The organism is Sphingomonas sp. SP6, from assembly GCF_058313435.1.
Genome location: NZ_JBZFLG010000001.1, coordinates 341221 through 365838, shown reverse-complemented (window position 1 = coordinate 365838; position 24618 = coordinate 341221). Strand labels below are relative to the sequence as shown.

Below are 24618 nucleotides of genomic sequence, written 5' to 3'. Positions count from 1 at the left end.
TCCTCTCCCGGCGAAAGGGTAGGACTGTTGCCGCAATACCGCGGTCAGGCGGCGGCGAACATTTCCGGTGGCAGTGCCATGATCGCCTCCGCCCCGCCCTCGATCTTGCGGCGGAGCGCCCCGCTCTCGGGCAGCACCCGCGTTGCATAGAAGCGTGCGGTTACGAGTTTGGCGTCGAGGAACGCCGCATCGCCTTCACCGGCAGCCTTGAGCCGCGCCGCCGCCGAGGCCATCCGCAGCCACATCAGCCCGGTCGCGACCAGCCCCAGCAGGTGCATGTACGGCACCGCGCCAGCGCCGATATTGTTGGGATCGCGCAGGTTCGCCATGAACCACATCGTCGCCGCCTGGAGGTCGCCAAGCGCCTTCTCCAGTCGACCGGCGAAGTCCGCCGTCGCCTCGTTGCCCTTCGCCGCCGCGATCTCCTCCGCGACGACCTTGAAGAACAGCTGCACGGCGCGGCCGCCGTTCATCGCCAGCTTGCGCCCGACGAGGTCCATCGCCTGGACGCCGTTGGTGCCTTCGTAGATCATCGCGATCCGGGCATCGCGGACGTACTGCTCCATCCCCCATTCCTGGATGTAGCCGTGACCCCCATAGACCTGCTGGGCGTTCGTCGCGATCTCGTAGCCCTTGTCGGTGCCGACGCCCTTGATCACCGGAGTCAGCAGCCCGATCAGGTCCGCGGCGGTCTGCCGCTCCTCCTCGGTCTCAGCGTTATGCTCCAGATCGACCTGGAGCGCGCCCCACAGGCACAGCGCGCGCAGTCCCTCGGTCCACGCCTTCGCCTCCATCAGCATCCGCCGCACGTCGGGATGGACGAACAAAGTGTCCGCCTTCTCGCCCGGCTCGGCCGGTCCGGTCAGCGCGCGCCCCTGCCGCCGGTCCTTGGCGTACTGGACCGCGTTCTGGAACGCCGTCTCGGCGACGCCCAAACCTTGCAGCCCGACGCCGAGCCGCGCCGCGTTCATCATGATGAACATCGCAGCGAGGCCCTTCATCTCCTCGCCGACCAGCCATCCGGTCGCCCCGTCGTAGTTCATCACGCAGGTGGCGTTGCCGTGGATGCCCATCTTGTGCTCGATCGACCCGCAGCTGACCGCGTTGCGCGCGCCGAGCGACCCGTCCTCGTTCACCAGCACCTTGGGCACCACGAACAGGCTGATCCCCTTCGAACTGTCGGGCGCGCCCGGCGTCTTCGCCAGCACCAGGTGGATGATGTTGTCGGTCAGGTCGTGCTCACCCGCCGAGATGAAGATCTTGGTGCCGGTGATGCTGTACGATCCGTCCGCCTGCGGCTCGGCGCGCGTGCGGATCAGCCCCAGGTCGGTCCCGCACTGCGGCTCGGTGAGGTTCATCGTCCCGCCCCATTCGCCCGAGACCATCTTGGGAAGGTACTTCGCCTGCTGCTCGGGCGACCCCTTCGCCACCAGCGCCGCGATCGCGCCGTGGGCGAGGCCGGGGTACATCGCGAAGGCCATGTTGGCGGAGATCATGTACTCCTGGAATGCGGTCGAGACGACGTGGGGCATCCCCTGCCCGCCGAACGCTTCCGGAGCACTGAGGGTGCCCCAGCCGCTCTCGACGAACTGGCGATAGGCGTCCTTGAAGCCGGTCGCGGTGGTGACGCGGCCGTCCTCATGGCGCGTGCAGCCTTCCTGGTCGCCGACCATGTTGAGCGGGAACAGCACCTCGGCGACGAACTTGCCGCCCTCCTCCAGCACCGCGTCGACCGTGTCGGGCGTGGCGGCGGCGAAGCCGGCGACATTGGCGTAGCGATCGAGCCCGACGACGTGCTCCAGCACGAAGCGCGTGTCGCGGACGGGGGGCGTGTACTGCGGCATGAACTCGGTTCCTTGGCTCGTTCCCCCCCCTCCGTTCGTTCCGAGCGAAGTCGAGGACCATGATTGAGTGCGTCGCCCGGGCCCCTCGACTACGCTCGGGACGAACGGACGTTGGGGTTAGTCCTTCTCCAGGAGCGCCACGAACTCGCCCAGCTCGGCGATCGCGGCGTCGATGTCGTGTTTCTGCGCCTCGAGCGCAGCGATCCGCGCGCGACAGCGGTCGGCGGTGACGGCACGCTGCGTGTGCCGCCCGTCGCCCAGATCGTAGAGGTCGATCATCTCGCGGATCTCCCCCAACGAAAATCCCACCCGCTTCCCGCGCAGGATCCACGCCAGCCGCGCGCGGTCGCGGTGCGAATAGATGCGGCTCGTCCCCCGCCGCTCGGGCGCGATCAGTCCTTCGTCCTCGTAGAAGCGCAGCGCCCGCGCGGTGACCCCGAACTCGTCGGACAGATCGCCGATCGTGAACGACTCGCGATCCACCCGTGGCGCGATCGGCGCATGCGCGGAGATCGAGGCGGCGGACGGCATGACGACGCCAGTACTTACCGTTTACGTGAACGTCAAGACAACTCCGCCGAGGACGGATCGCGTCAAGGGCACATCCGCACGCCCGCCGCGGTCACCGCGCTCGCCGCCTCGGTCGACGACCCGCTGATCCGGTCCGCCGCCAGCGCGGCCAGCGAGGCGCGGCCCGTGCAGAACCGGTCGCACCCCGCCGGCAGCGTCGCCGGGAAGCTCACGCGGTCGCCGTCGATCCGTGCGCTCAGCCGGCACCCTTCGCCGAACCGAACGTCGAGCGTCTGCTTGCCGGTGGCGGTGCCGGTCGCGAAACACCCCTGTCCCTCGCCGAATTCGACCGACGCGCCGACGCCGTAGCCGTCGCCGCCCGGCACGACGCAGAGGCGGTCGCTCTCGCTGCCGTACAGTCCCACCGGATCGACCTTCGCCGGATCGGCGACGACGCCGCGCGCGATCGCCGCCCGCTCCAGCGCCGTCCCCGCATTCTCGACGACGGCGTCCTCCGCCACCCGCCCGCACCCGGCGAGCAGCAGACCCAGCCAGACCAATCCCCTCGTCCAGGACGACGTCGAGGGGCCCGGACAGGACACGCTCACGCGACCGGCTCCAGCCGATCCTCCCCGATCCGCCGATAAAAGCAGCTCCGCGCTCCCGTATGGCACGCCGGCCCCGCCGCTTCCGCGATCACCCACAAGGCATCCTGATCGCAGTCGATCCGGAGCTCACGCACCCGCAGCACGTTCCCGGAGGTCTCCCCCTTCCGCCACAGCCGCCCGCGCGAGCGCGACCAGAAGGTCGCCTCTCCGCTCGCCCGCGTCGCCGCCAGCGCCTCGGCGTTCATATGCGCCACCATCAGCACCTCGCCCGAGGTCGCATCGGTGACGACGGCGGTGACCAGCCCGGCGGAGTCGTAGCGGGGATCGAGGGTCAGGCCGGTCTCGCAGGGATCCGTCATGCGGCGGACGTAGCGGTTTCGATCGGCCGCCGAAACGGCCGATCGCCGTCGCGCGCGCGACGAAGGGAGCATGGCACCGTCCGCCGCCAAAGCGACCAGCGGAACGGCGTTCCATGACAAACCCGCGACAAACGGGATCGCCGTCCCTATATGCCCGCCCACGCACCCCGTGGGCAAGGACGCGATGCTGACAACGCACCCCTTTGACGACGACAAGCTGCGCGAGGAGTGCGGCATCTTCGGAGTGTCCGAGAGCCCCGGCGCCGCGGCGCTGGTCGCACTCGGGCTCCACGCGCTCCAGCACCGCGGGCAGGAGGCGGCGGGGATCACCAGCTGGGACGGCCGCGCTTTCCACACCCACCGGGCGATGGGGCATGTCGCGGGCAATTTCGACCGCGACGACGTGATCCGCGCGCTCCCCGGCGCGGTCGCCTGCGGCCACGTCCGCTACTCGACCACCGGCGAGACCTCGCTGAGGAACGTCCAGCCGCTCTACGCCGAGCTGGCTTCGGGCGGCTTCGCGGTGGCGCACAACGGCAACATCTCGAACGCGCAGCGCCTGCGCCACGATCTCGTCCGCCGCGGCTCGATCTTCCAGTCGACCTCGGACACCGAGACGATCATCCACCTCGTCGCGACCTCGTCGTACCGCACCCTGCTCGATCGCTTCATCGATGCCTTGAAGCAGCTGGAGGGGGCCTATGCGCTAATCGTCATGACGCCCGAGGGCATGATCGCCTGCCGCGACCCGCTGGGCATCCGTCCGCTCGTGATGGGCAAGCTCGGCGATTCGGTGATCTTCGCCAGCGAGACGGTCGCGCTCGACGTCGTCGGGGCGGAGTTCGTCCGCCAGGTCGAGCCCGGCGAGCTCGTCATCGTTCAGGGCAAGGACGTCCGTTCGATCCGCCCGTTCGCGCCGATGGCGCCGCGCCCGTGCATCTTCGAATGGGTCTATTTCTCGCGCCCCGACTCGATCGTCGAGGATCAGTCGATCTATTCGGTGCGCAAGGCGATCGGCGCCCAGCTCGCGATCGAGGCCCCGGTCGATGCCGACATCGTCATTCCCGTTCCCGATTCGGGCGTCCCCGCCGCGATCGGCTACGCCCAGCAATCGGGCATCCCGTTCGAGCTCGGCATCATCCGCTCGCATTATGTCGGCCGCACCTTCATCCAGCCGTCGCAGGAGGTCCGGCACCTCGGCGTCAAGCTCAAGCACAACGCCAACCGCGCGCTCATCGAGGGCAAGCGGATCGTGCTGATCGACGACTCGATCGTTCGGGGCACCACCAGCCTCAAGATCGTCCAGATGATGCGCGACGCTGGCGCGGCGGAGATCCACCTGCGCATCGCCTCGCCGCCGACGCGGCATTCCTGCTATTACGGCGTCGACACGCCCGAGCGCACGAAGCTGCTCGCCGCCAAGCTCGATCTCGGCGGGATGACCGACTTCATCCACGCTGATAGCCTGGCGTTCGTCTCGATCGACGGTCTCTATAAGGCGCTGGGGGAGGAAGGCCGCAGCCGCGTGCGCCCCGGCCACTGCGACGCCTGCTTCACCGGCGACTATCCGACCACGCTGACCGATCAGGACGACACTGAAAGCGTCGACCAGTTCGCGCTGCTCGAAGAGCGGGTGGGCTGATGCCGGGTGCGTTGGAGGGCCAGCTCGCCCTCGTTACCGGTGCTTCGCGCGGGATCGGCGCGGCGACCGCGACCGTGCTCGGGTCGGCGGGCGCGCACGTCATCCTCGTCGCCCGCACCGCCGGCGGGCTCGAGGAGGTCGAGGAGGCGATCCACCAGGCGGGCGGCTCCGCCACCATCGCTCCGGTCGATCTGACCGAGACCGATGCGATCGCCCGCCTCGCCGCCGCGATCGCCGAGCGCTGGCAGGCGCTCGACCTGCTGGTGCTGAATGCGGCGACGCTCGGCTCGCTGGCGGCGGTGCCCGCGATCGACGCCAAGGAACTGGCGGCGACCCTCACTCTCAACGTCTCCGCGCAGGCGGCGCTGATCGCCGCCTTCGATCCGATGCTGCGCGCCGCCCCGGCCGGCAAGGTCATCGGCTTGACGAGCTCGGTGGCCCGCACGCCCCGCGCCTTCTGGGGCGTGTACGGCGCGTCCAAGGCCGCGTTCGAGGTCCTGCTCCGCGCCTATGGCGACGAAGTCGCGGGCGTCACCCCGATCCGCACCGCGATCCTCGATCCCGGCGCGACCCGCACCCGGATGCGCGCGCGCGCCTATCCGGGCGAGGACCCGCAGACGGTGAAGGACCCCGAGGTCGTGGCGAAGCGCATCGCCGAACTCGCGTCGACAGGCTTCGAGGACGGGCACTTCGAGCGGGTTGTGGGCTGACCGATCCTCCCCGTTCACGGGGAGGTGGCAGCCGAAGGCTGACGGAGGGGCTCTCCGCCAGCGACACGGAGGAGGAGAGCCCCCTCCGTCTCGCTGCGCTCGCCCCCCCCCCGCACCCGGGGAGGATATCCACTACCCCATCTGACGCGCCACCGACTTCCGCGTCGCCGCCCCGTACGGCGGCTTCAGCCCGGCGAGCTTGGCCACGTCCATCTTGGCCTGTTTGTACACCGCCTTGGCGTGGCTGAACGTCCGGAACCCGTCGAGCCCGTGGTACGACCCCATCCCCGATGGCCCGACGCCGCCGAACGGCAGGTCCTCCATCGAGACATGGAAGATCACGTCGTCGATGCTGACCCCGCCCGAGATCGTCCGGTCGAGCACCCGCCGCCGCTCGCCCGCGTCCGGGCCGAAATAATAGAGCCCCAGCGGCCGATCGCGCCGGTTGACCTCGCCGATCGCCGTCTCGATCCCGTCGTAGCGACGCACCGGCAGGACCGGCCCGAAGATCTCTTCCTGCATCAGCGTCATGTCGTCGGTCACGTCGCGGACGATGGTGAGCGGCATCTTGCGGCTATTGGTGCTGCCGAAATCCTCGTTCCCGGGATTGACGACCTCGACCCTCGCGCCTTTCGCCCGCGCATCCTCGACCCAGTCGGTCAGCCGCTGGAAGTGCCGATCGTTGACCACGCTCGTATAGTCCGGGTTCGCCAGCAACGTCGGATACATCGCAGACGCCGCCGCCTTCAGCCCCTCGACCACCGCCGGCTCGTCGGCGCTCGGGACGAGCACGTAATCGGGCGCGAGGCAGATCTGCCCTGCGTTGAGCATCTTGCCCAGCGCCACCCGCTCGCCGACCTGCTTGGGGTCGGCCCCCTTGCCGACGATCACCGGCGACTTGCCGCCCAGCTCCAGCGTCACCGGCACGAGGTTGTCGGCGGCGGCATGGAGGATGTGCTTGGCGATCCCGGTCGCGCCGGTGAAGATCAGATGGTCGAACGGCAGCGAGGCGAACGCCTTGCCCACCTCCGGCCCGCCCAAGACGAACGCGAGTTCGTCGCCGCCGAAATACTGACCGACGATCTCCTCGAACAGCGCCGCCGTCGCCGGAGTATATTCGCTGGCCTTCACCATCGCCCGGTTGCCCGCCGCGAAGATGCCGGCGATCGGGCTCATCACCAGATTGACCGGGAAGTTCCACGGCGCGATCACGCCGACGACGCCCTTGGGCTGATATTCGACCCAGGCCTTGGCGCCCAGCAGGCCGAGCGGGAACTGCACCGGTCGCGTCTCGCGCTTGGCCCAGCGGTCCATGTGCTTGAGCGCGTGGTTGATCGGCGCGATCGAGCCGGCGATATCGGTCATCATCGTCTGCTCGCGGCTGCGGTGGCCGAAATCCTCGGAAAGCGCGTCGCAGAATTTCTCCGCATGGTCGCGGATCATCGCCGCGGCGCGCTTGAGCCGGTCCTTTCGGACCGCCATCGGCTCGGGCAGCGTCGCCATGAACGCCGCGCGCTGGCTCGCCAGAATGTCCTCCATATCCCTCTCCCCTATTATGTCGCGCAGCCGATGATCCCCACCAGCGGCGTCACGATGCCGTCCGTGCCGTCACGATCGATCCGCAGCGTCGCCGCCGGAACGACCGCTCCGTTCGTCAAGTCCGACCGCGCCGCGGATGTCAGCTCCAGCGTCGCCGTCAGCTCCGCCCCGCGATATTCGGTCGTGGCCGCGAAGCCATATCCGCCCGCCCCGGTCTGTCCACTGCGCGCCGCATCGATCGTCGCGCCGTCCAGCACCAGCCGCAGCGTCCCCGCCTCCGCGCTCGCCATCGCGACGAGGCGCTTCGTCCCGTCGGCGCTGAACAGATATGCCGCGCATCCCTTCGCCGGCAACGACTGCGGCGCCAGGACGCCCAGCGGCGTGCCGTCGATCGCCGGAGTGGCCGCGGCAAGAAGGAGCGCGATCATCCGGCGGACGCTATCATGACCAGCCACGCCGGGTAAGCCGCGATCGCGAGGAAGGTGCCCAGCGGCAACGCGGTGTCCGCCGCCATCTGGCGCCCCCGCAGCGCCGCCACCGCCGCGACGCCCAGCCCGACAAGCGCCGCGATCAACAGCACTGCCGGCAGCATCCGCCAGCCGAGCCACAGCCCGATCGCCCCTAGCAGCTTGGGATCGCCCCCGCCCAGCCCCTCGCGCCCCCGCAGCACGCGGTAGCCGGTCCCGATCAGCCACAGCGAGGCGAACCCCGCCGCGCCTCCGATCAGCCGCTCGCCGATCTCGGGCGGAGCGGCGAGCAGCCCGGTGACGACGCCTCCCACCGCCAGCGTCGCCGTCAGCTCGTCGGGCAGCCACATCTCCGCCGCGTCGATCGCCGCGAGCACCAGCAGCAGCCACCCGAAGACCGCACCCGCGATCGCCAGCGGCTCCGGCGCGACCAGCCCGGCGGCGAGCCCGATCAGCGCCGCCACCGCCTCGATCCGCCAGTGCCGCGGGTCGATCGCCGCGCTGCAGGTCCGGCACCGCCCGCGCATCAGCGCTGCGCTCACCAGCGGCACGAGGTCCCGAGCCGTCAACGGCCGCCCGCAGCCGTCGCACGCCGATCGCCCATGCATCGCCGATCGCCCCGCCGGCCAGCGGATCGCGATGGTCGCCAGGAAGCTGCCGACGACCGCGCCGAGGATCGCCAGCCCGGCCGGCCAGATCAGGTCAGGACGCGGGAACACGCCCCTTGCGTATCAGATAGCGGTACACGCCCAATAGGTTGATCCCGAACAGGACCACATTCTGTGTGCCCAGCGCCCAGTCGCCGGTCAGCGCCGCACCGCTCACCCAGCAGATCGACGAGCCGACGAACAGGACGAACCCCCAGCCGGTGATCCGTCGCCCGAGATCGAGCGAGACCATGAAGGCCGCGATCATCCCGCTGCCCGAGGCGGACCATTTGAGCACGTCGATCAGCGTTTCCATGCAACCTCGTCTGCGGGTGAGCGGAGGGAACGGGCGGATGTGCGGGAGTATCCACCGCCATTTGTATTGGTCCGGGGCCGCGCGTATATCGCAGTGCAACATAGAACCTTCGTGGAGAGCGTCATGTCCACCGACCCCGTCGTCATCCTGTCCTACGCCCGCACCCCGATGGGGTCGTTCCAGGGTGCGCTCTCGGGCGTCACCGCGACCGAGCTGGGGGCGACCGCCGTCCGCGCCGCCGTCGAGCGCGCGGGCATCCCGCCGGCAAATGTCGACAAGCTCTTCATGGGCTGCGTCCTTCCCGCCGGGCTCGGCCAGGCCCCCGCGCGCCAGGCCGCGATCGGCGCGGGCCTGCCCACCTCGGTGGAGGCGACCACCGTCAACAAGGTCTGCGGCAGCGGGATGCAGGCGGCGATCTTTGCCACCGACATGCTCGCGGCGGGCTCGGCCGACGTCATCGTCGCCGGCGGCATGGAGAGCATGTCGAACGCGCCGTACCTGATGAAGAAGCACCGCGCCGGCGCGCGGATCGGCCACGACACCGCCTACGACCACATGATGCTCGACGGGCTCGAGGACGCCTATGAGGCGGGCCGCTCGATGGGGACTTTCGCCGAAGAGACGAGCCGCGACTATCAGTTCACCCGCGAGGCGCAGGACGATTATTCGGTCGAGTCGCTCGCCCGCGCCAACGCCGCGATCGGCTCCGGCGCATTCGCGCGCGAGATCGTCGGCGTCACCGTCAAGGGCCGCAAGGGCGACACCGTCGTCGACACCGACGAGCAGCCCGGCCGCGGCGATCCGGACAAGATCCGCACCTTGAAGGCCGCCTTTGCCAAGGACGGCACGATCACCGCCGCCACCTCGTCGTCGATCTCCGACGGCGCGGCGGCGCTGGTGCTGACCCGCGAGTCGGTCGCCAAGGCCGCGGGCCTCACCCCCGTCGCCCGCATCGTCGCCCACGCCGCGCACGCGCAGGAGCCGGCCAAGTTCACCACCGCTCCGGTCGGCGCGGTCAGGAAGCTCCTCGCCAAGACCGGCTGGAGCGTCGACGACGTCGACCTGTTCGAGGTCAACGAGGCCTTCGCCTGCGTGCCGATGGCGTGGATGAAGGACCTTGGCGTCCCCCACGCCAAGGTCAACGTCAACGGCGGCGCCACCGCGCTCGGCCACCCGATCGGCGCGAGCGGCGCGCGGATCATCACCACTCTGGTCGCCGCGCTCCAGAACCGCGGCCTCAAGAACGGCGTCGCCTCGCTCTGCATCGGCGGCGGCGAAGCCACTGCGATCGCGGTCGAGCTGATCTGATGCTTTGAAGGTCGCAGGGAGGTAGGTAAGCTTCCGTTCGTCCCGAGCGTCGTCGAAGGACCCTCCGCGCGCTTCGCGGTCAGGTGTCTCGACGACGCTCGACTCGAACGGAGAGGATGATGGTCCGAGTCGCCGCACTGAGCGTCAGCCTGCTTCTGCTGGCGGCGGCCGACCCGCCTCCTGCCGACCCCTACGCCTCCGGTCGCGCCATGATCGCGGACCTCCAGGCGCTGGTCGGTCCGGCCGCGGTCGACGACACCTTCACCGCGACGCTCGGCGGTATTCCGCAGGTGGTGAACGTGCGCGGTGCGGACCGCGCGAACCCGATCCTATTGTTCGTCCACGGTGGGCCGGGGGCACCCGAGATGCCGGTCGCCTGGTCCTTCCAGCGCCCGTGGGAGGATTTCTTCACCGTCGTTCAGTGGGATCAGCGGGCCGCCGGGCTCTCCTACAAGCTGACCAGCGCCGATGCCGTCACGCCCACGCTCACTCCGGAACGCTACCGCGACGACGCGATCGAACTGATCGAGCTGCTCCGGCGGAAGTACGGCAAGCGCAAGATCGTCCTACTCGGCCACAGCTGGGGCAGCGTCGTCGGCCTGATGGTCGCCGCCAAACGCCCCGATCTGCTCCACGCCTATGTCAGCATCGGCCAACTCATCAATTTCCGCGAGAACGAGCGCGTCGGCTACGCCTGGACGCTCGCGGAGGCGAAACGCCGCGGCGATGCGGCGGCGATCAAGGCGCTCGAGGGGATCGCCCCTTATCCCGACTCCGGCCCGCTCGACGTCGCCAAGACCGGCGTCGAACGCGATATCAACGTCCGCTACGGCGGCCTCGCCTGGCGGCGCGAGAACAGCGACTTCTACTTCCGGCCTGCCCGCTTCTCGCCGCTCTATCCCCGCCCCGAGGACCAGGACGCGCGACATGCGGGAAGCGATTTCACGGTCAAGACGATGTGGCCCAAGCTCGCCGACATCGACTTCTTCCCGCTCAAGCGTCTCGACGTGCCCGTCGTCTTCTTCCTCGGCCGCCACGACACCACCACGCCCAGCGAGATCGCCGAACGCTGGCTGACCGCTGTTAAGGCACCGTCAAAGCGAATCGTCTGGTTCGAGACCTCCGCGCATCTCCCCTTCGTCGAAGAACCGGGGAGGACGCTGGTGGCGCTGGTCGATCAGGTGCGACCGTTGGCGCGGGAGTGAGGCGGCCCAGGTCCGCTGCCGCTCCGGAGTCGGACCTTCCGCTCCGTCACCCCGGCCTTGTGCCGGCGTCCACCGGGAGCAGGCGACACACTCAACCTTGAGGTCATCCGCAGAAGCCCAGTGGACCCCGGCACGGAGCCGGGATGACGAGAGAGGAGCAGTGCGGCCCTCGGCGAGGAAGCGACCGGCTGTCGATTCACGGTAAGAGGGTCATCCTCTTCACGCCTGAAGGCCAGGGCAGCGTCGCCTTCCCGGCGCTTTGCTGTCGCGTAAGGGTCGCGTCGGCGTGGCTAACCTGTCGCGCGCGTGTCGCATCAGTGCCGCGTGCAAGGCGCGTCAGTGTCGCGAACCTGTCGCGCAGGTGTAGCGAACCCGCCGCGTGCGCCCTGAAACGCGCGTTCACGCCTCAACCGCCTCAACCTGTCTCGGTTCGGCAGCAGTAGCGCACCTACCTCCCTCCGATCTCCCGCATCAGGAACGCCTGCAACAGCGCCGCGCGCTTCGCATCCTCGGCGTGATCCGCCCCGACCGAGTGTCCGCCCTCGAGGTACTCGTGGAAATACACCCGGTTGCCCTCCGCCTTCAGCAGCGCGGCCAGCTTCCGCGCATGCCCCGGATGCACCCGGTCGTCCTTCGTCGAGCCGTAGAACAGCACCGGCGGGTAGCGGACCCCCGCCTTTACGTTCTGGTAGGGCGAGTATTTGCTGATGAACGCCCAGTCCGAAGCCACGTCCGGATCGCCGTACTCGTCCATCCACGACGCGCCCGCCGACAAATGCGAATAGCGCTTCATGTCCTCCAGCGGCGACCCCGCGATCACCGCGCCGTAGAGGTCGGGGCGCTGTTCCATCGCCACCCCGACCAGCAGCCCGCCGTTCGACCGTCCCGAGATCGCGATCCGCTTCGGCGCGCTGACCCCGGTCTTCACCAGATCCTCGGCGACGGCGTGGAGGTCGTCGAACACGTTCTGCCTTTTCTCGCGCAGCCCCGCCTCGTGCCAGCGCGGCCCGTATTCGCCGCCGCCGCGGATGTTGGCGAGGACGAAGGCGTTGCCCTGCTCGACCCAGAACAAGGCCAGCGGCCCGGCGCGATACGGCTGGTCGGTCAGATAGGTCGGCGTCTGCGCGTTCCGGAAGCCCCCATAGGCGTGGATCAGCGCAGGCCGCGGCCCCACCGCGCCTTTCTTCGTGACGAGGAAGTAGGGCACTTTCGTCCCGTCCTTCGATGTCGCGAAATGCTGCGCGACCTCGTACTTCGAGGCGTCGAACTTGGCCGGCAGCGACTGGACCGCCGTGGGTGAGCCGCGCGCCGGCACCGCATAGAGGGTCGGCGGGGTCAGCATCCCCTCGACGGTCGCCAGCGCCATGTCCTGCTTGCCCGCGACCGCCGCGATGTGGACCGTCGACGTGTCGGCGAGCGGCATGGCCTTCGCCGTCCACTTGCCGTCTGATCCCCGCGTCAGTGCGAGCAGCTTGCCCGAGACGTCGTCGAGCACCTTGACCCACAGGACGTGGTCGGCGGCGGAGACCTCCTCGACCGACTGCGTCTCGCTGGGCGCCATCACCAGCTCGGGCTTGACGGCCCGCCCCGCGGCGATGTCGGCGAGCGGGTACGCAACCAGCGCCCCTGCCGGCAGCGCGCCGTTCGGCTTGTTGAGCTTGGCGATCAGCCGGCCCTCGATCACGTCCTGGTAATCCGAACCCGCAGGGATCGGCACCCGCACGACGCGCCCGCCCGGCAGCACCAACGAATATTCGCTGTCCCAATAGGTCTTCGAAACCGCAAGCATCGGCCAGCGCTTGGTCGCGTCGACTCCGGCCAGAACGTTCGTCCCGACCGTTTTCGGGTCCGCCTCGGCGACGGTCTGCGCCGACGAAAGCGGCGCCCCGCGCTTCCACAGCTTGGCGATCCGCGGATAGCCCGAGGTCGTCAGGCTCCCCTGCCCCCAGTCGGTCGCGACCAGCAGCGTATCGCGGTCGACCCATGCCGATTCGCTCTTGGCCTCGGGGATCACGAAGCCGCCCTCGACGAACTTGCCGGTGCCGAGGTCGAATTCGCGCACCACCTGCGCATCGGTGCCGCCCGCCGACAGCGCGACCAGGCAGCGCGCATAGTCCGGCTCCAGGCAGTCCGCGCCGTGCCAGACCCAGCTCTTGCCCTCCGCCTTGCCCAGCGCATCGACGTCGATCAGCGTGCGCCACTCGGGCTTGCCGGCGACATAAGCGGCGAGCGGCGAGACCCGCCATAGCCCGCGCGGGTTCTTCGCGTCGCGCCACAGGTTGAGCACTTGGGTACCGATCACCTGCGCCGGCTCGGCGATCTGCCGTTCGTCGTCGAGGATCGCCCGCGCCCGCGCCCGGTCGGACTCATAGGCGGGGTCCGCCGTCAGGGTCGCCTCAGTCTCCGCGTTCCACGCCTTCACCTGCGCGATCGCCTTCGGCCCCTCGATGTCCTCGAGCCAGAGATACGGGTCGGTCGCAGGCGCGGCGGCGATGAGGGCGAGCGGAGCGAGACGGCGGATCAAGGTCATGTCCGCGGCCTAGCCGCGGGACTGGACCCGCTCAAGCCGTCCGCGCATTGTACCACGATGGCGAAGAACGACGGTGGCGACGCGCTCCAGCTCAAGCTGGTCGAGATGCAACTCGCAATGGCGGACACGGGCGAGCGCGCGGTGATCGTGCTCGAAGGCCGCGACAGCGCCGGCAAGGACGGGACGATCAAGGCGCTGACCGAACATCTCTCGGTCCGCGCGACCCGCGTCGTCGCGCTGCCGAAGCCGAACGACCGCGAGAAGACGCAGTGGTACTTCCAGCGCTACGTCGCCCACCTGCCGGCGGCGGGGGAGCTCGTGATCTTCAATCGCAGCTGGTACAACCGCGCCGGGGTGGAGGTGGTCAACGGCTTCTCGACCGGGGCCGAGCAGGCGCAGTTCCTCCGCGACGTGCCCCGCTTCGAGGCGATGCTGGTCGAGAACGGGATCAAGCTCATAAAGCTCTGGCTCGACATCAGCCGCGCCGAACAGGCCGAACGCCTCGCCGAACGCGCGAGCGATCCACTGAAGGCGCTAAAGCGCTCTCCGCTCGACGCCGTCGCGCAGGCGAAGTGGGACGCCTATACCGACGCCCGCGATGCGATGCTCACCGCCACGAGCACCGACGCCGCCCCCTGGATCTGCGTCCGCGCCGACAAGAAGAAGCGCGCGCACGAAGCGGTGATCGAACACGTCCTCCGGACGCTCTCACCCGGCGCCGACATCGACAAGCCGGACAAGGACATCCTCTTCCGCTTCGAAGAAGACGCGCTGAAGGACGGCCGACTGGAGCGTTAGTCGCCCGTCATCCGCGCCGGTCCCAGGTCGCCCTGCCCGACCGTCGCGCTCGCCATCGCCAGCATCGCGTCGAGGCTCTTCTTGGCCTGGAGCCGCAGCCCCTCCTCGATCTCGATCCGCGGCTCGAGGTCGCGGAGCGCGACGTAGAGCTTCTCCATCGTGTTGAGCGCCATGTACGGGCAAATGTTGCAGTTGCAGTTCCCGTCCGCGCCCGGCGCGCCGATGAAGCGCTTGGTCGGCAGCGCCTTCTCCATCTGGTGGATGATGTGCGGCTCGGTCGCGACGATCAGCGTGTCGCCGGGCATCGCCATCGCGTACTCGAGGATGCCGCGGGTCGAGCCGATGTAATCGGCATGGTCGAGGATCACGGCCGGGCATTCGGGATGCGCCACGACGGGCGCGCCGGGATGCTCGGCCTTGAGCTTCATCAGCTCGGTCTCGCTGAACGCCTCGTGGACGATGCAGACGCCGGGCCAGATGATCAGGTCGCGCCCGGTCTTCCTCGCCAGATAGCCGCCCAGGTTGCGATCGGGGCCGAAGATGATCGGCCGGTCCTTGGGGATCTGCGCCAGGATCGTCTCGGCGGAGGAACTGGTGACGATCACGTCGGACAGCGCCTTCACCTCGGTCGAGCAGTTGATGTAGGTGAGCGCGATCGCCTCGGGATGTTGCGCGCGGAAGGCGGCGAACTGGTCGGGCGGGCAGCTGTCCTCCAGGCTGCACCCGGCGTCCATGTCGGGCAGCACGACGATTTTGTCGGGGGACAGGATCTTCGCGGTCTCCGCCATGAAGCGGACGCCGCAGAAGGCGATCACGTCGGCGTCGGTCGCCTGCGCCTTGCGGCTGAGGTCCAGGCTGTCGCCGACGAAGTCCGCCAGGTCCTGCAATTCGGGCTTCTGATAATAATGCGCGAGGATCACGGCGTTGCGCTCGCGGCGCAGCCGGTCGATCTCGGCCCGCAGGTCGACGCCGGTGAGGTTTCCTACTATCGCGGACATGGGCGGCTCCTTTGCGCTCACATAGGAGCGCGCGGCGGCCTTGTCAGGCCCAGGGCAGCGGCGGATATGCCTGCGGGTCGACGGCGGCCGCGGGCGTCCCCGCCGTCACCGCGCGATAGACCGCGCTCCCGATCGGGCTGGAGGAGACCAGCACCAGCGCGATGTGGACCGCGACGATCGTGCCGATGCCCCAGACCCAGGCGGGATGGAGCCGCCCCCGCCTGCGCCGGTCGATCAGCGCGCCGATCACCGGGATCAGCAGGATCGCCGCGAAGATCAGCCAGCCCGCATAGGGGATCACGAAGGGTGCGGGCAGGAAGCGGCCGTATCCCGGCCCGGTCAGCTCGGCCATGCCGCACACGATCAGCCGGCGATGCCAGCCGGTGTTCCGCCGCTGGACGATCCCCGCCGTCGTCAATCCGTAGAACGCGAGCGCCGACGCCGGATTGAGGATGACGAAGAAGGCGGGCGTGAAGAAAAACGGCGTCCGTCCCAGTCGAACGGACAGCACCGTCGTCAGCGTCCCTACCGCCACGATCGCGACCGACCAGCCCGCACCGACCCAACCCAGCCAGCGGTGAAGACGGCGATTTCCGGCCGCGATCAGCGAGGTCTGGAGGACGAACAGCACCACCCAGCCGAAGAAGAGCACCGCATGGACATGCACCCACCACGGCAGCGCAAACGAGGACCGTCCCGATGCGAGCTGGAGCGAGAAGCCGAAGACGATGACCACCGCCATCGCGATGGCCATTCCCAGGAACAGTCCGGGGCCGTCCGCATCGCGCGGTCGCGTGAGTGCCGCCGTCGCCATCGCTTGTCCCCCGACCCGATTGTGCGGGTTCCCCGATAGCCGTTCGTCCCGAGCGAAGTCGAGGGACCTTCGCAAGCGGTGCCGCGACTTCGCTCGGCACAAGCGGTTTAAGGATGATCGCGCAGCACGTCCTCGATCCGCCGGCTCTCATCCCAGCGCTCATCGTTTGCGACCGGATCGGAGGCGAAGCGGACGCGAACGTCGACACCCTTGACCCCCACCGCTGTCAGCGGCGCGGCCATCAAGCGGGAAAGCGCCCGCCTGGCGTTCGCCTTGGCCTGGAGGATGCGCTCCGGCCGGTTCGCCTCGGCAGTCACCTTCGCGCGAGTGCCCTGCGCCACGGCCTTTGCCAGCGCCTCGGACGCGGCGCGGGTCACGATGACGCCCCGCGTCGTGCTCAGCGTCATCCGCGATTCATCGACATTGGGCTGGCCGACCTCGATCTCAGGCACGGTCACGGTCAGCCGGCGCCGCTCCGGGTCCCACCCCATCGCCGCGGGATCGAGCCGCGACACGTCGACGGTATAGTCGATCGAAAACGGCGCCTTCACCACCCGGTCGCTGTTGAGCAACCCGAACAGCCGCGAATCGCTCGCCGCCCCCTGGACGGTGCCGCTGACCGTCCCGACCTTGAGCGCGCTGGCCCCACGGAACGCGGCGGCGACGACGCGAGTGACCGCGCGCCCATCGCCGCTGCGGGTGACGACGTACTTCTCCGCGCGCCATTCCTTGTACCGGTCGAACGCGATCAGCCCCGCCGCCGTCAAGATCACGACCGCCGCGGCGGCGACGAGCAGTTCGGTCGTGCGCCGGCTCAGCCGCGCCACGCCTCGCCCTCGCGGTGGACGAGCCCGCGGCGTTCGAGATCGATCAGATGCGCCAGCACCGATCGCTCGGCGGCGGGGATCAGTCGCGGGTCGAGCCCTACGTACATCGCCGGAGTCATCGCCTCGACCGTCGCCGCGTCGCTCTCCAGCAGACGACGGATTTGCCCCTCACGCTGCTTGCGATGCCCCAGCATCCCGCGCACCCAGCGTTGCGGCTTCTCGATCACGTCGCCGTGGCCGGGATAATAGACGCGGTAGTCGCGCCCGATCAGCTTCTCCAGGCTCGCCATATAGGCCGTCATGTCGCCGTCGGGCGGCGAGACGACGCTGGTCGACCAGCCCATCACGTGATCGCCCGAGAACAACGCGGCGGTTTCCGGCAGTGCGAAGGCAAGGTGATTGGAGGTGTGGCCCGGGGTGGCGATCGCCTCGAGCGTCCAGCCTGCGCCGCTCACGATGTCGCCCTCGGCCAGCACACGGTCGGGCGCGTAGGTCACATCGAACGCGGCATCGGCGCGCGGACCGTCGTCGGAAAGATGAAACGGCGCCGCGCCGACGATCGGCGCGCCCGTCTCCGCCTTGAGCCGGATCGCGAGCGGCGAATGATCGCGGTGATGGTGGGTGATCACGATCGTCGCGACCGGCCGCCCGGCGATCGCTGCCAGCAGCGCGGCGAGATGAGCGTCGTCGTCAGGGCCGGGATCGATCACGGCCAGCTCGTCCGCACCGACGAGATGGGTCTGGGTGCCGGTGAAGGTGTAGGGCGACGGATTGGGGGCGAGCACCCGGGTGACCAACGCGTCGAGCGTGATCGGCACTCCGGTCGGCGGCGCATCCATGCCGCGGCAGATGGCCGCTGCGTCCTTGCGAGGCAAGAGCGCAGCGGCCCGCGCGGTCTCAGTCGTGGTCGCTCACCTCCTGTTCGAGATCGCGGATCGATTCCTCGATGCTCTCGATCGCGTCGTGCCGGGCGTCGTCGGACAGCGCGCGGTTGGCGGCGAAGCCGTCGCGCGTCTTCCTGAGCCCGTCCAGCGCGGACCGCAGCGCGGCCAGGCGGATACGGTCGCCGTTCGCGGCCATGCGCTGCGCCTGCGCCTCGGCGAAGGCGGCCTGGCGCTCGGCGGACCAGGCCCGGCGCTGGGCCGACGCGGCCATCCGCGCGATCCGATCGGTGCAGATCACCATTGCTCGCCCGTTCCGGCCGGTGTGACGGACGACCTCGCCCGTGCCCCCGCAATTCTCCGACCGGACCTCGGGCACCTCGACGTCGACCGCGACGTGCATGGTGCCGTCGTCCGAATAGACCACCGCGGCCTGCGGCGGCGCTGGCGGGACGGGCGCGTTCGGGGCCGACGGCGCGGCGGGCGGGATGGGCGGTGTCGGAGCGGGATGCTCGGCCATGTAGCGCCGTGCGTCCTCGCCCTCATAGGTCGTCGTGGTCCCGTCCTTGACCACGACGACGCGGTGAACGGTCTTCGACACCGGCGCGACCGGAGCGGTGGGTGTCACTGGAGTGACCGGTGTGACCGGCGTCACCGGCGTCGGCAGCGTCAGCCCGGTCGCATCGGCCACCTGCGTGCGGATGCGCTCGGCGGCGCTCGTGCCCGACGCGGTCATTCCGAGCGCGGCGACGCCGAACGCGCCGACCGCAGCGGCTCCGGCCAGCAGTCGGCCGGGCGAGATCTGGGTGCGAAGCATCGTCAGCCGTCCTTTCAGATCCTTGACTGAATGGAGGTGGCAGGCCGCGCCGACGAGGTTGCCGTGCGCGGCCTTGACGATGGCGCAGGCATAAGCGTGCCGTTCGTAAGCGGAACGCCCGGCGAGGACGCGGGCGTCGTTCGCCAGCTCCTGGTCGGCGCGGAAGGTCCGGAAGGCGCGCCAGGCGAGCGGATTGAACCAGTGAAGCGCCAGCACCGCGAGCGCGATCCAGTTGGCAATCAGGTCGCCGCGGGCGTGATGTCCCAGCTCATGCGCCAAGGCGAGCGCACGCTCGTCCGCATCGAACCGCTCCGCGAAGTCGCTCGGAAAGGCGATGACGGGGTTGAGGATGCCGAACGCCATCGGCCCGGCCGCGGCGGCGCTCTCGACGACGCGGACGCGCGCGATCCGGTCGATCGTGATTCCGCGGGCGAGCACGCGGCGGCAGAAGGCGACGTGCTTCAGCAGGTGAAAGGTCAGGAAGCCGACGGCCACGATCGCCCAGGCGACCAGCAGGATCGTCGCGAAGGCCGGCCCGGTGCTGACCGCATCGACGGGCCCGGCGGAGCGGGCGGCGCTCGGCAGGATCACCACGGTGATGGTCTCGCCGACCCGGCTGATCGGGGTGTCGACCGCGGTCTGGCGCAACACCGCGGGGATCGGCGGCAGCAGCAGCCGCAGCGCCGGCAGCAGCCACAGCGCATAGGCGATCCGCGGCCCGAACGCGCGGCGCACCGGCACGCGGACGACGAGGACCAGGATCATGAGCAGCGCCGAGGCGACCAGCGCCTCGACCGCCCAGGAGGCGAGATGGGGAAGGCCGCCGCTCACTGCTTGAGCGCCTTCAGCAACGCCTCGATCTCGGCGATGTCGCCGGCGGAGAGTTCGTCGCGCTCGGCGAGATGCGCGACCAGCGGGGTCAGCTTGCCACCGAACAGCCGGTCGATCAGCCGCCGCGATTCGCCCGACACGTAATCGCCGCGCTCGACCAGCGGCCGGTAGAGATAGCGGCGTCCGTCTTCCTCATGCCCGATCGCCGCCTTCGCGAGCAGCCGCCCGAGCAGGGTCTTGACCGTATTGGCGCTCCAGCCCCGCGCGGGATCGACCCGCTCGACCACGTCCTGCGCAGTGAGCGGAGCCTCGTCCCAGAGCACCTCCATCACCGCATGTTCGGCATCGCTGATTCGTTCGGTCACGACTCGCTCTCCTCAAACTACGGCTGTAGTCGCACTGATTACGAGCGTAGTCAAGGCAGGTCGCCTCGTCTCGCGCCGGCCTAGTAGCGGCCCCAGACGAACCGCGACGAGAGCGCGTAATTCCACACCGCTCCCACCAGCACCCCGATCAGCGCGGACGCCGCCCATTCCCCGGCACGCGCCTCGTGGAGGAAGCCTGCGACCCCGACGTTCGCCACCAGTCCCACCGAGCACACCACGCAGAACGAAGCCCAGCCGTCGAGCAACTGCCGCCACCCGCGCAGCCGCCGATCGCGATAGGTCAGCGCGTTGTTGAGGAAGAAGTTGAAGGTCATCGCGGTCAACGCCGCGGCGATCTGCCCGGCCAGGAACGCCCGATCGCCGAACGCGAGAACGATGGGCGTCAGCACCCCCATGTGGACGCCGACGCCCAGCGCGCCGATCCCGGAGAACATCGCGAATCGCACCGGGACGATGCTGCCGAACCGGCGATCGTAGAGGGCGATCAGATATTCCATCGCGACGACGTGATCGAGCTTCGACTCGCCTGCGGTCCGCGTGCGGAACGTGTACGGCAGCTCGACGAACGCGAGCGGCCGGGATGCGGCCGTCATGATGTCGAGAAGGATCTTGAAGCCGATCCCCGCGAGGTTCGGCGCCAGTCGGCGGACGATGTCGGAACGGATCGCGAAGAAGCCGCTCATCGGATCGGTCAAATCGACCTTCAGCACCCGGCGCGAGAGACGGGTGGCGAACGCCGATTTGGCGACGCGGTCGCGGTCCCACTCCCCCGTGCCGCCGCCGTCCGCGAAGCGCGAGCCGATCGCGAGATCGAGCGCCGGATCGTCGCGCAGGGCCGCCAGCATCGCGGGCAGCAAGGCCTCGTCGTGCTGGAGGTCGCCGTCGATCACCGCGACGACGGGCGCAGCGGTAGCGAGCATCCCCTCGACACAAGCGGTCGAGAGCCCGCGGCGGCCGATCCGCTGGATCACCCGGACGCGGCGATCGACCCGCGCCAGGTCACGCGCCGCATCGGCGGTGCCGTCCGGGCTGTCGTCGTCGACGAAGATCGCCTCCCAGGCGATGCCCGCCAGCGCCCGATCGAGCCTCGCCACCAGGGCCGCGACGTTCGCGCGCTCGTTGAAGGTCGGGACGACCACCGCCAGGTCGAGCAGCGCGCTCACAACCGCGCGAGCACCGCCTCGCCCATCGCCGCGGTCGAGGCATCGCCGCCGAGATCGCCGGTACGGACTCCCTCCGCCAGCGCCGCGGCCACGGCGCCTTCGACCCGGTCCGCCGCCTCCGGCTCCCCAAGCGAGTGGCGGAGCATCATCGCCGCCGACAGGATCGCGGCGCACGGGTTCGCCTTGCCCTGCCCGGCGATGTCGGGCGCGGAACCATGGATCGGCTCGTACAGCCCCTTGCCCGCCGCATCGAGCGACGCCGACGGCAGCAGCCCGATCGAGCCCACGCACATCGACGCCTGATCGGAGAGGATGTCCCCGAACAGGTTGCCGGTGACGATCACGTCGAACTGGCCCGGATCGCGCACTAGCTGCATCGCCGCATTGTCTACGTACAGATGGGTCAGCGTCACGTCGCAATAGTCGACCGAAGTCTCGGTCACCACGTCTCGCCAGAGCTGCGACGTCTCGAGCACGTTGGCCTTGTCGACCGAGCACAGCCACCCGCGCCGCCGCCGCGCCGCCTCGAACCCGGCGACCGCGATCCGCCGGACCTCGCCCTCGTCGTAGCTCATCACGTCATAACCCTGGCGCAGTCCGTCGGGGGTGCGGCGCATCCCCTTCTCGCCGAAATACACGTCGCCGTTGAGCTCGCGGACGATCAGCAGGTCGATCGCGCGCGCCACCTCGGGGCGCAGCGCGGAGGCGTCCTCCAATCCGGGAAAGAGCTTGGCGGGGCGAAGATTGGCGAAGAGCGTCAGCGCCTTGCGCAGCCCCAGGATCGCCTGCTCGGGCCGGAGCGACCGATCGAGCGCGTCGCACGTCGGATCGCCCACCGCGCCGAACAGGATGGCGTCCGCGCGCCGGGCGAGATCGAGCGTCTCCGGCGGCAACGGATGGCCGTGGGCATGGTACGCGGCCCCGCCGACCGCCGCCGCCTCGAACGCGAGGTCCAGCGAGAGCGCCTCCAGCACGCGCTGCGCCTCGCGCGTCACCTCCGGGCCGATGCCGTCACCCGGCAGCACCGCGATCAGCTTGGTCATCGTCCCTCCGTCACCCCTCGGCCGGCTGTGGCGGGCCGAGCCGCGTCACGCAACCGCCCTCTTGAGCCGATCGAGCAGCCGCTCGCGCGCCGGCAGCGCCTCCGCGGCGCGTCCGGAGAGCAGGTCCCGTTCGAGGAAGCGGCCGGTGATGGCCAGCGCAGCCAGGATATCGGGCCAGTCCGCCACGCCGCCCTCGCGCAGGAACGCCGGCAGCGGCATCAGCTTCGCTTCGTAGCCGACCGCGCCGCCCCTGCTCACCGCCGCACCGCTCTTGGGGCTCACATGGGTCAGGTCGTCGACCGCCCCGGTCACGGCGCAGCGATCGAGGTCGAGCCCGAATCCGAGCTCGGCGAGCATCAGCAGTTCGAACCGGGCAACGCTCGCCGCCCAGCCCTGCGCGGTCGGCGCCGCCTCGATCGCATCGAGCAAGCCGTCGAGCCCCGCATGGATGCGAGGATATGGCTGCGCCTCCGGCAATGCGACCGCGGCGAGCGCGGTCACCCAGGCGAGCGCGGCCGCGGCGGCGGGCTCGGCGTGGAGCGCGGCGCGGCTGTGGACCAGTTCGACCGTCAGCGCCGCGAGTTGCTCCTCGGTGCGCGCGCGCCATTCGCCCAGGACCGTATTCGCCGGCTGGAGGATCGGGCGCAGCCGCCGCGAATGTCCCCCCCGAACGTAGCCCGCGCGGACACCGTCGTCGGGCGTCAGCGCCCGGACGATCGCTCCGGACTCGCCGTGCGCCCGCACCGACAGCACGATCGCGGGCGACGCGAGATGCACGTCAGACGCGCACCTGGCCGCTTCCCAGTCCCACCCATTTGTACGTCGTCAGGCCTTCGAGCGCGACCGGACCGCGCGCGTGGAGCCGGCCGGTCGCGATCCCGATCTCCGCGCCCAAGCCGAACTCGCCACCGTCGGCGAACTGCGTCGAGGCGTTCCACAGCACAATCGCGCTGTCGACCTCGGCGAGGAAGCGCTCGGCCGCCTTCGCGTCGGCCGCGACGATCGCGTCGGTGTGGCCCGAGGCGTGGCGCGCGATATGCGCGAGCGCTGCGTCCTCGCCATCGACGACGGCGACGGAGAGGATCGGGGCGAGATATTCGGTGTCCCAATCCGCCGCGGTCGCAGCGCCGATCGCCGGGGCGAGCGCGCGCGCCTGCGCGTCGCCGCGCACCTCGCATCCCGCCGCCAGGAGCGCCGCGATCAGCCCGGCCGCCTCGGGAAAGTCGCGGTCGATCAGCAGCGTCTCCGCCGCGCCGCAGACCCCGGGGCGACGCATCTTCGCGTTGACGACGATCGCCTCCGCCATCGCCGGATCGGCGGAAGCGTGGACGTAGAGGTGGTTGATCCCGTCGAGATGGGCCAGCACCGGCACCCGCGCCTCGGCCTGGACCCGCGCGACCAGGCTCTTGCCCCCGCGCGGGATGATCAGGTCGATCCCGCCCGCCGCCGCCAGCATCGCGCCGACCGCCGCGCGATCCGTCGTCGCGATCAGCTGGACCGCATCGGCGGGCAGCCCGGCTGCAACCAGTCCCCCGGCGATGGCCGCATGGATCGCGGCATTGCTCTCGGACGCCTCCGATCCGCCCCGCAGGATCGCGGCATTTCCGGCCATCACGCACAGCGCCGCCGCATCGGCGGTGACGTTGGGCCGGCTTTCATAGACGATGCCGATGACCCCGATCGGAACGCGGACCCGGCGCAGCATCAGGCCGTTCGGCCGCCGTCGCTCGTCGATGACCGCACCGACCGGATCGTCGAGCGCGGCGACGGTCGCGACGGCATCCGCCATCGCGGCGACGCGGCGGGTGTCGAGCGCAAGACGATCGCGCATCGCCGGCGGGAGATCGACCGAGCGCGCGAGATCCACGGTGTTCGCCGCCAGGATCGCCGGCGCGGACGTCCGGATCGCCGCGGCGATCGCGAGCAGCCCATCCCGCCGGCGCTCGGTCGGCAATCCCGACACGATGCGCGCCGCCGATCGCGAGCGCGTGGTCATCGTGGCGACGATCGCAGCCGGGCCGATATCGAGCATGGGGCACACGTACCGTGTCCGCAGCGGTTCGGGAACTCAGTTCGGCTTGGCGATCGCCTCCTCGACGACCGGCATTCCGCTCGAGCAGTCGCCAGGCATCGGAGCTACCACGGCGGGCGGCTTGGCGCGTCCCATCGTCCAGTTCGCCTGAAGCCGGACACGCGGATTGGGGGCGCACCAGATTTCGCCGGTGTCGTTGATCGCGGTCACCCAGATCAGGTTATGCTCCTGACCGTAGTCGATGACGGCGAAGGCATAGCCCGCTCCCTTGTCGAGGACGTGGACCGGGAGCGGCGGGTCGAGTTGCTGGAACGACATGGTCGCCAAGCGCCCGGATCCGGTT

At 69.8% G+C, this 24618-nt stretch carries 25 protein-coding genes; 5 read left to right on the top strand and 20 right to left on the bottom strand.

Going from position 1 to position 24618, the window contains the following annotated elements; genetic code table 11:
• Positions 1 to 44: 44 nt before the first annotated feature.
• From AC4GYY_RS01730 to hisI, 4 genes are all read right to left on the bottom strand, one after another.
• Complete coding sequence (locus AC4GYY_RS01730; protein WP_491118225.1) at positions 45 to 1844, bottom strand: acyl-CoA dehydrogenase C-terminal domain-containing protein; 1800 nt, start codon at positions 1842 to 1844, stop codon at positions 45 to 47.
• A 117-nt stretch (positions 1845 to 1961) separates the two neighbouring features.
• The gene (locus AC4GYY_RS01725; RefSeq protein WP_491118223.1) at positions 1962 to 2375 is read right to left on the bottom strand and encodes a MerR family transcriptional regulator; all 414 of its coding nucleotides are present in this window, start codon (positions 2373 to 2375) and stop codon (positions 1962 to 1964) included.
• Positions 2376 to 2437: 62 nt separating this feature from the next.
• Positions 2438 to 2914, bottom strand: a complete 477-nt coding sequence (locus AC4GYY_RS01720) for a hypothetical protein (RefSeq protein ID WP_491118221.1) — start codon at positions 2912 to 2914, stop codon at positions 2438 to 2440.
• Positions 2915 to 2958: 44 nt separating this feature from the next.
• On the bottom strand, positions 2959 to 3321 hold the full coding sequence (hisI, locus tag AC4GYY_RS01715) for a phosphoribosyl-AMP cyclohydrolase (RefSeq protein ID WP_491118219.1): 363 nt from the start codon (positions 3319 to 3321) through the stop codon (positions 2959 to 2961).
• Between the two features lie 184 nt (positions 3322 to 3505).
• Here hisI and purF point away from each other — a divergent pair, with 184 nt between their 5' ends.
• The gene (gene purF, locus AC4GYY_RS01710) at positions 3506 to 4963 is read left to right on the top strand and encodes an amidophosphoribosyltransferase (RefSeq protein WP_491118217.1); all 1458 of its coding nucleotides are present in this window, start codon (positions 3506 to 3508) and stop codon (positions 4961 to 4963) included.
• On the top strand, positions 4963 to 5673 hold the full coding sequence (locus AC4GYY_RS01705) for an SDR family NAD(P)-dependent oxidoreductase (protein WP_491118215.1): 711 nt from the start codon (positions 4963 to 4965) through the stop codon (positions 5671 to 5673). The genes purF and AC4GYY_RS01705 overlap by 1 nt, the downstream gene beginning before the upstream one ends.
• Before the next feature lie 132 nt (positions 5674 to 5805).
• Here the strand turns inward: AC4GYY_RS01705 and AC4GYY_RS01700 are convergent, their stop codons facing one another.
• Genes AC4GYY_RS01700 through AC4GYY_RS01685 form a run of 4 tightly spaced genes read right to left on the bottom strand, consistent with a single transcriptional unit; the run spans position 5806 to position 8642 of the window.
• Positions 5806 to 7212 carry a coniferyl aldehyde dehydrogenase gene (locus AC4GYY_RS01700; protein WP_491118213.1) on the bottom strand — a complete coding sequence of 469 codons (1407 nt, stop codon included), beginning with the start codon at positions 7210 to 7212 and terminating at the stop codon, positions 5806 to 5808.
• 14 nt (positions 7213 to 7226) lie between these two features.
• Positions 7227 to 7640: a hypothetical protein gene (locus AC4GYY_RS01695; RefSeq protein ID WP_491118211.1), complete on the bottom strand. Its 414-nt coding sequence runs from the start codon at positions 7638 to 7640 to the stop codon at positions 7227 to 7229.
• A complete protein-coding gene (locus AC4GYY_RS01690) occupies positions 7637 to 8398 on the bottom strand; it encodes a prepilin peptidase (protein WP_491118209.1) in 762 nt (253 codons plus the stop codon). The genes AC4GYY_RS01695 and AC4GYY_RS01690 overlap by 4 nt, the downstream gene beginning before the upstream one ends.
• A complete protein-coding gene (locus AC4GYY_RS01685; RefSeq protein ID WP_491118207.1) occupies positions 8382 to 8642 on the bottom strand; it encodes a hypothetical protein in 261 nt (86 codons plus the stop codon). The genes AC4GYY_RS01690 and AC4GYY_RS01685 overlap by 17 nt, the downstream gene beginning before the upstream one ends.
• Positions 8643 to 8765: 123 nt before the next feature.
• Between AC4GYY_RS01685 and AC4GYY_RS01680 the strand changes: the two genes are divergently transcribed.
• Positions 8766 to 9950 (top strand): acetyl-CoA C-acyltransferase, encoded by a 1185-nt coding sequence (locus AC4GYY_RS01680; RefSeq protein WP_491118205.1) that lies wholly within the window; start codon positions 8766 to 8768, stop codon positions 9948 to 9950.
• 119 nt (positions 9951 to 10069) lie between these two features.
• On the top strand, positions 10070 to 11155 hold the full coding sequence (locus AC4GYY_RS01675; protein WP_491118203.1) for an alpha/beta fold hydrolase: 1086 nt from the start codon (positions 10070 to 10072) through the stop codon (positions 11153 to 11155).
• Positions 11156 to 11603: 448 nt separating this feature from the next.
• On the opposite strand, the gene AC4GYY_RS01670 is transcribed toward AC4GYY_RS01675, so the two are convergent.
• Complete coding sequence (locus tag AC4GYY_RS01670; protein WP_491118201.1) at positions 11604 to 13685, bottom strand: prolyl oligopeptidase family serine peptidase; 2082 nt, start codon at positions 13683 to 13685, stop codon at positions 11604 to 11606.
• Positions 13686 to 13742: 57 nt separating this feature from the next.
• Between AC4GYY_RS01670 and ppk2 the strand changes: the two genes are divergently transcribed.
• Positions 13743 to 14483 carry a polyphosphate kinase 2 gene (gene ppk2, locus AC4GYY_RS01665; RefSeq protein WP_491118199.1) on the top strand — a complete coding sequence of 247 codons (741 nt, stop codon included), beginning with the start codon at positions 13743 to 13745 and terminating at the stop codon, positions 14481 to 14483.
• Here ppk2 and nadA read toward each other — a convergent pair.
• The 11 genes from nadA to AC4GYY_RS01610 all read right to left on the bottom strand — a co-directional run bounded on the left by nadA (position 14480) and on the right by AC4GYY_RS01610 (position 24593).
• Positions 14480 to 15481 carry a quinolinate synthase NadA gene (gene nadA / locus AC4GYY_RS01660; RefSeq protein WP_491118197.1) on the bottom strand — a complete coding sequence of 334 codons (1002 nt, stop codon included), beginning with the start codon at positions 15479 to 15481 and terminating at the stop codon, positions 14480 to 14482. The two genes, ppk2 and nadA, sit on opposite strands and share 4 nt — an antisense overlap.
• A gap of 43 nt (positions 15482 to 15524) precedes the next feature.
• Complete coding sequence (locus tag AC4GYY_RS01655; RefSeq protein WP_491118195.1) at positions 15525 to 16295, bottom strand: hypothetical protein; 771 nt, start codon at positions 16293 to 16295, stop codon at positions 15525 to 15527.
• 107 nt (positions 16296 to 16402) lie between these two features.
• On the bottom strand, positions 16403 to 17122 hold the full coding sequence (locus AC4GYY_RS01650) for a DUF4230 domain-containing protein (protein WP_491118193.1): 720 nt from the start codon (positions 17120 to 17122) through the stop codon (positions 16403 to 16405).
• Positions 17110 to 17961, bottom strand: a complete 852-nt coding sequence (locus AC4GYY_RS01645; protein ID WP_491118191.1) for an MBL fold metallo-hydrolase — start codon at positions 17959 to 17961, stop codon at positions 17110 to 17112. The genes AC4GYY_RS01650 and AC4GYY_RS01645 overlap by 13 nt, the downstream gene beginning before the upstream one ends.
• A 58-nt stretch (positions 17962 to 18019) precedes the next feature.
• Positions 18020 to 19651 (bottom strand): M56 family metallopeptidase, encoded by a 1632-nt coding sequence (locus AC4GYY_RS01640; RefSeq protein WP_491118189.1) that lies wholly within the window; start codon positions 19649 to 19651, stop codon positions 18020 to 18022.
• On the bottom strand, positions 19648 to 20016 hold the full coding sequence (locus tag AC4GYY_RS01635) for a BlaI/MecI/CopY family transcriptional regulator (protein ID WP_491118187.1): 369 nt from the start codon (positions 20014 to 20016) through the stop codon (positions 19648 to 19650). Before AC4GYY_RS01635 ends, AC4GYY_RS01640 begins: the two co-directional genes overlap by 4 nt.
• Positions 20017 to 20096: 80 nt before the next feature.
• A complete protein-coding gene (locus AC4GYY_RS01630; RefSeq protein WP_491118185.1) occupies positions 20097 to 21200 on the bottom strand; it encodes a glycosyltransferase family 2 protein in 1104 nt (367 codons plus the stop codon).
• Positions 21197 to 22243, bottom strand: a complete 1047-nt coding sequence (gene leuB / locus AC4GYY_RS01625; RefSeq protein WP_491118183.1) for a 3-isopropylmalate dehydrogenase — start codon at positions 22241 to 22243, stop codon at positions 21197 to 21199. Before leuB ends, AC4GYY_RS01630 begins: the two co-directional genes overlap by 4 nt.
• 45 nt (positions 22244 to 22288) lie before the next feature.
• Positions 22289 to 23020, bottom strand: a complete 732-nt coding sequence (gene recO / locus AC4GYY_RS01620) for a DNA repair protein RecO (RefSeq protein WP_491118181.1) — start codon at positions 23018 to 23020, stop codon at positions 22289 to 22291.
• A gap of 1 nt (position 23021) precedes the next feature.
• On the bottom strand, positions 23022 to 24275 hold the full coding sequence (locus AC4GYY_RS01615) for a glutamate-5-semialdehyde dehydrogenase (RefSeq protein ID WP_491118179.1): 1254 nt from the start codon (positions 24273 to 24275) through the stop codon (positions 23022 to 23024).
• A gap of 36 nt (positions 24276 to 24311) precedes the next feature.
• On the bottom strand, positions 24312 to 24593 hold the full coding sequence (locus tag AC4GYY_RS01610; RefSeq protein WP_491119268.1) for a hypothetical protein: 282 nt from the start codon (positions 24591 to 24593) through the stop codon (positions 24312 to 24314).
• Positions 24594 to 24618 lie beyond the last annotated feature (25 nt).

What these genes read in the sequence shown, in the direction of transcription:
- AC4GYY_RS01730 (WP_491118225.1), bottom strand. Translation starts at nt 1,844, where the DNA reads ATGCCGCAGTACACGCCCCCCGTCCGCGACACGCGCTTCGTGCTGGAG.
- AC4GYY_RS01725 (WP_491118223.1), bottom strand. Translation starts at nt 2,375, where the DNA reads ATGCCGTCCGCCGCCTCGATCTCCGCGCATGCGCCGATCGCGCCACGG.
- hisI (WP_491118219.1), bottom strand. Translation starts at nt 3,321, where the DNA reads ATGACGGATCCCTGCGAGACCGGCCTGACCCTCGATCCCCGCTACGAC.
- purF (WP_491118217.1), top strand. Translation starts at nt 3,506, where the DNA reads ATGCTGACAACGCACCCCTTTGACGACGACAAGCTGCGCGAGGAGTGC.
- AC4GYY_RS01705 (WP_491118215.1), top strand. Translation starts at nt 4,963, where the DNA reads ATGCCGGGTGCGTTGGAGGGCCAGCTCGCCCTCGTTACCGGTGCTTCG.
- AC4GYY_RS01700 (WP_491118213.1), bottom strand. Translation starts at nt 7,212, where the DNA reads ATGGAGGACATTCTGGCGAGCCAGCGCGCGGCGTTCATGGCGACGCTG.
- AC4GYY_RS01695 (WP_491118211.1), bottom strand. Translation starts at nt 7,640, where the DNA reads ATGATCGCGCTCCTTCTTGCCGCGGCCACTCCGGCGATCGACGGCACG.
- AC4GYY_RS01685 (WP_491118207.1), bottom strand. Translation starts at nt 8,642, where the DNA reads ATGGAAACGCTGATCGACGTGCTCAAATGGTCCGCCTCGGGCAGCGGG.
- AC4GYY_RS01680 (WP_491118205.1), top strand. Translation starts at nt 8,766, where the DNA reads ATGTCCACCGACCCCGTCGTCATCCTGTCCTACGCCCGCACCCCGATG.
- AC4GYY_RS01675 (WP_491118203.1), top strand. Translation starts at nt 10,070, where the DNA reads ATGGTCCGAGTCGCCGCACTGAGCGTCAGCCTGCTTCTGCTGGCGGCG.
- AC4GYY_RS01670 (WP_491118201.1), bottom strand. Translation starts at nt 13,685, where the DNA reads ATGACCTTGATCCGCCGTCTCGCTCCGCTCGCCCTCATCGCCGCCGCG.
- ppk2 (WP_491118199.1), top strand. Translation starts at nt 13,743, where the DNA reads ATGGCGAAGAACGACGGTGGCGACGCGCTCCAGCTCAAGCTGGTCGAG.
- nadA (WP_491118197.1), bottom strand. Translation starts at nt 15,481, where the DNA reads ATGTCCGCGATAGTAGGAAACCTCACCGGCGTCGACCTGCGGGCCGAG.
- AC4GYY_RS01655 (WP_491118195.1), bottom strand. Translation starts at nt 16,295, where the DNA reads ATGGCGACGGCGGCACTCACGCGACCGCGCGATGCGGACGGCCCCGGA.
- AC4GYY_RS01645 (WP_491118191.1), bottom strand. Translation starts at nt 17,961, where the DNA reads ATGGATGCGCCGCCGACCGGAGTGCCGATCACGCTCGACGCGTTGGTC.
- leuB (WP_491118183.1), bottom strand. Translation starts at nt 22,243, where the DNA reads ATGACCAAGCTGATCGCGGTGCTGCCGGGTGACGGCATCGGCCCGGAG.
- AC4GYY_RS01615 (WP_491118179.1), bottom strand. Translation starts at nt 24,275, where the DNA reads ATGCTCGATATCGGCCCGGCTGCGATCGTCGCCACGATGACCACGCGC.
- AC4GYY_RS01610 (WP_491119268.1), bottom strand. Translation starts at nt 24,593, where the DNA reads ATGTCGTTCCAGCAACTCGACCCGCCGCTCCCGGTCCACGTCCTCGAC.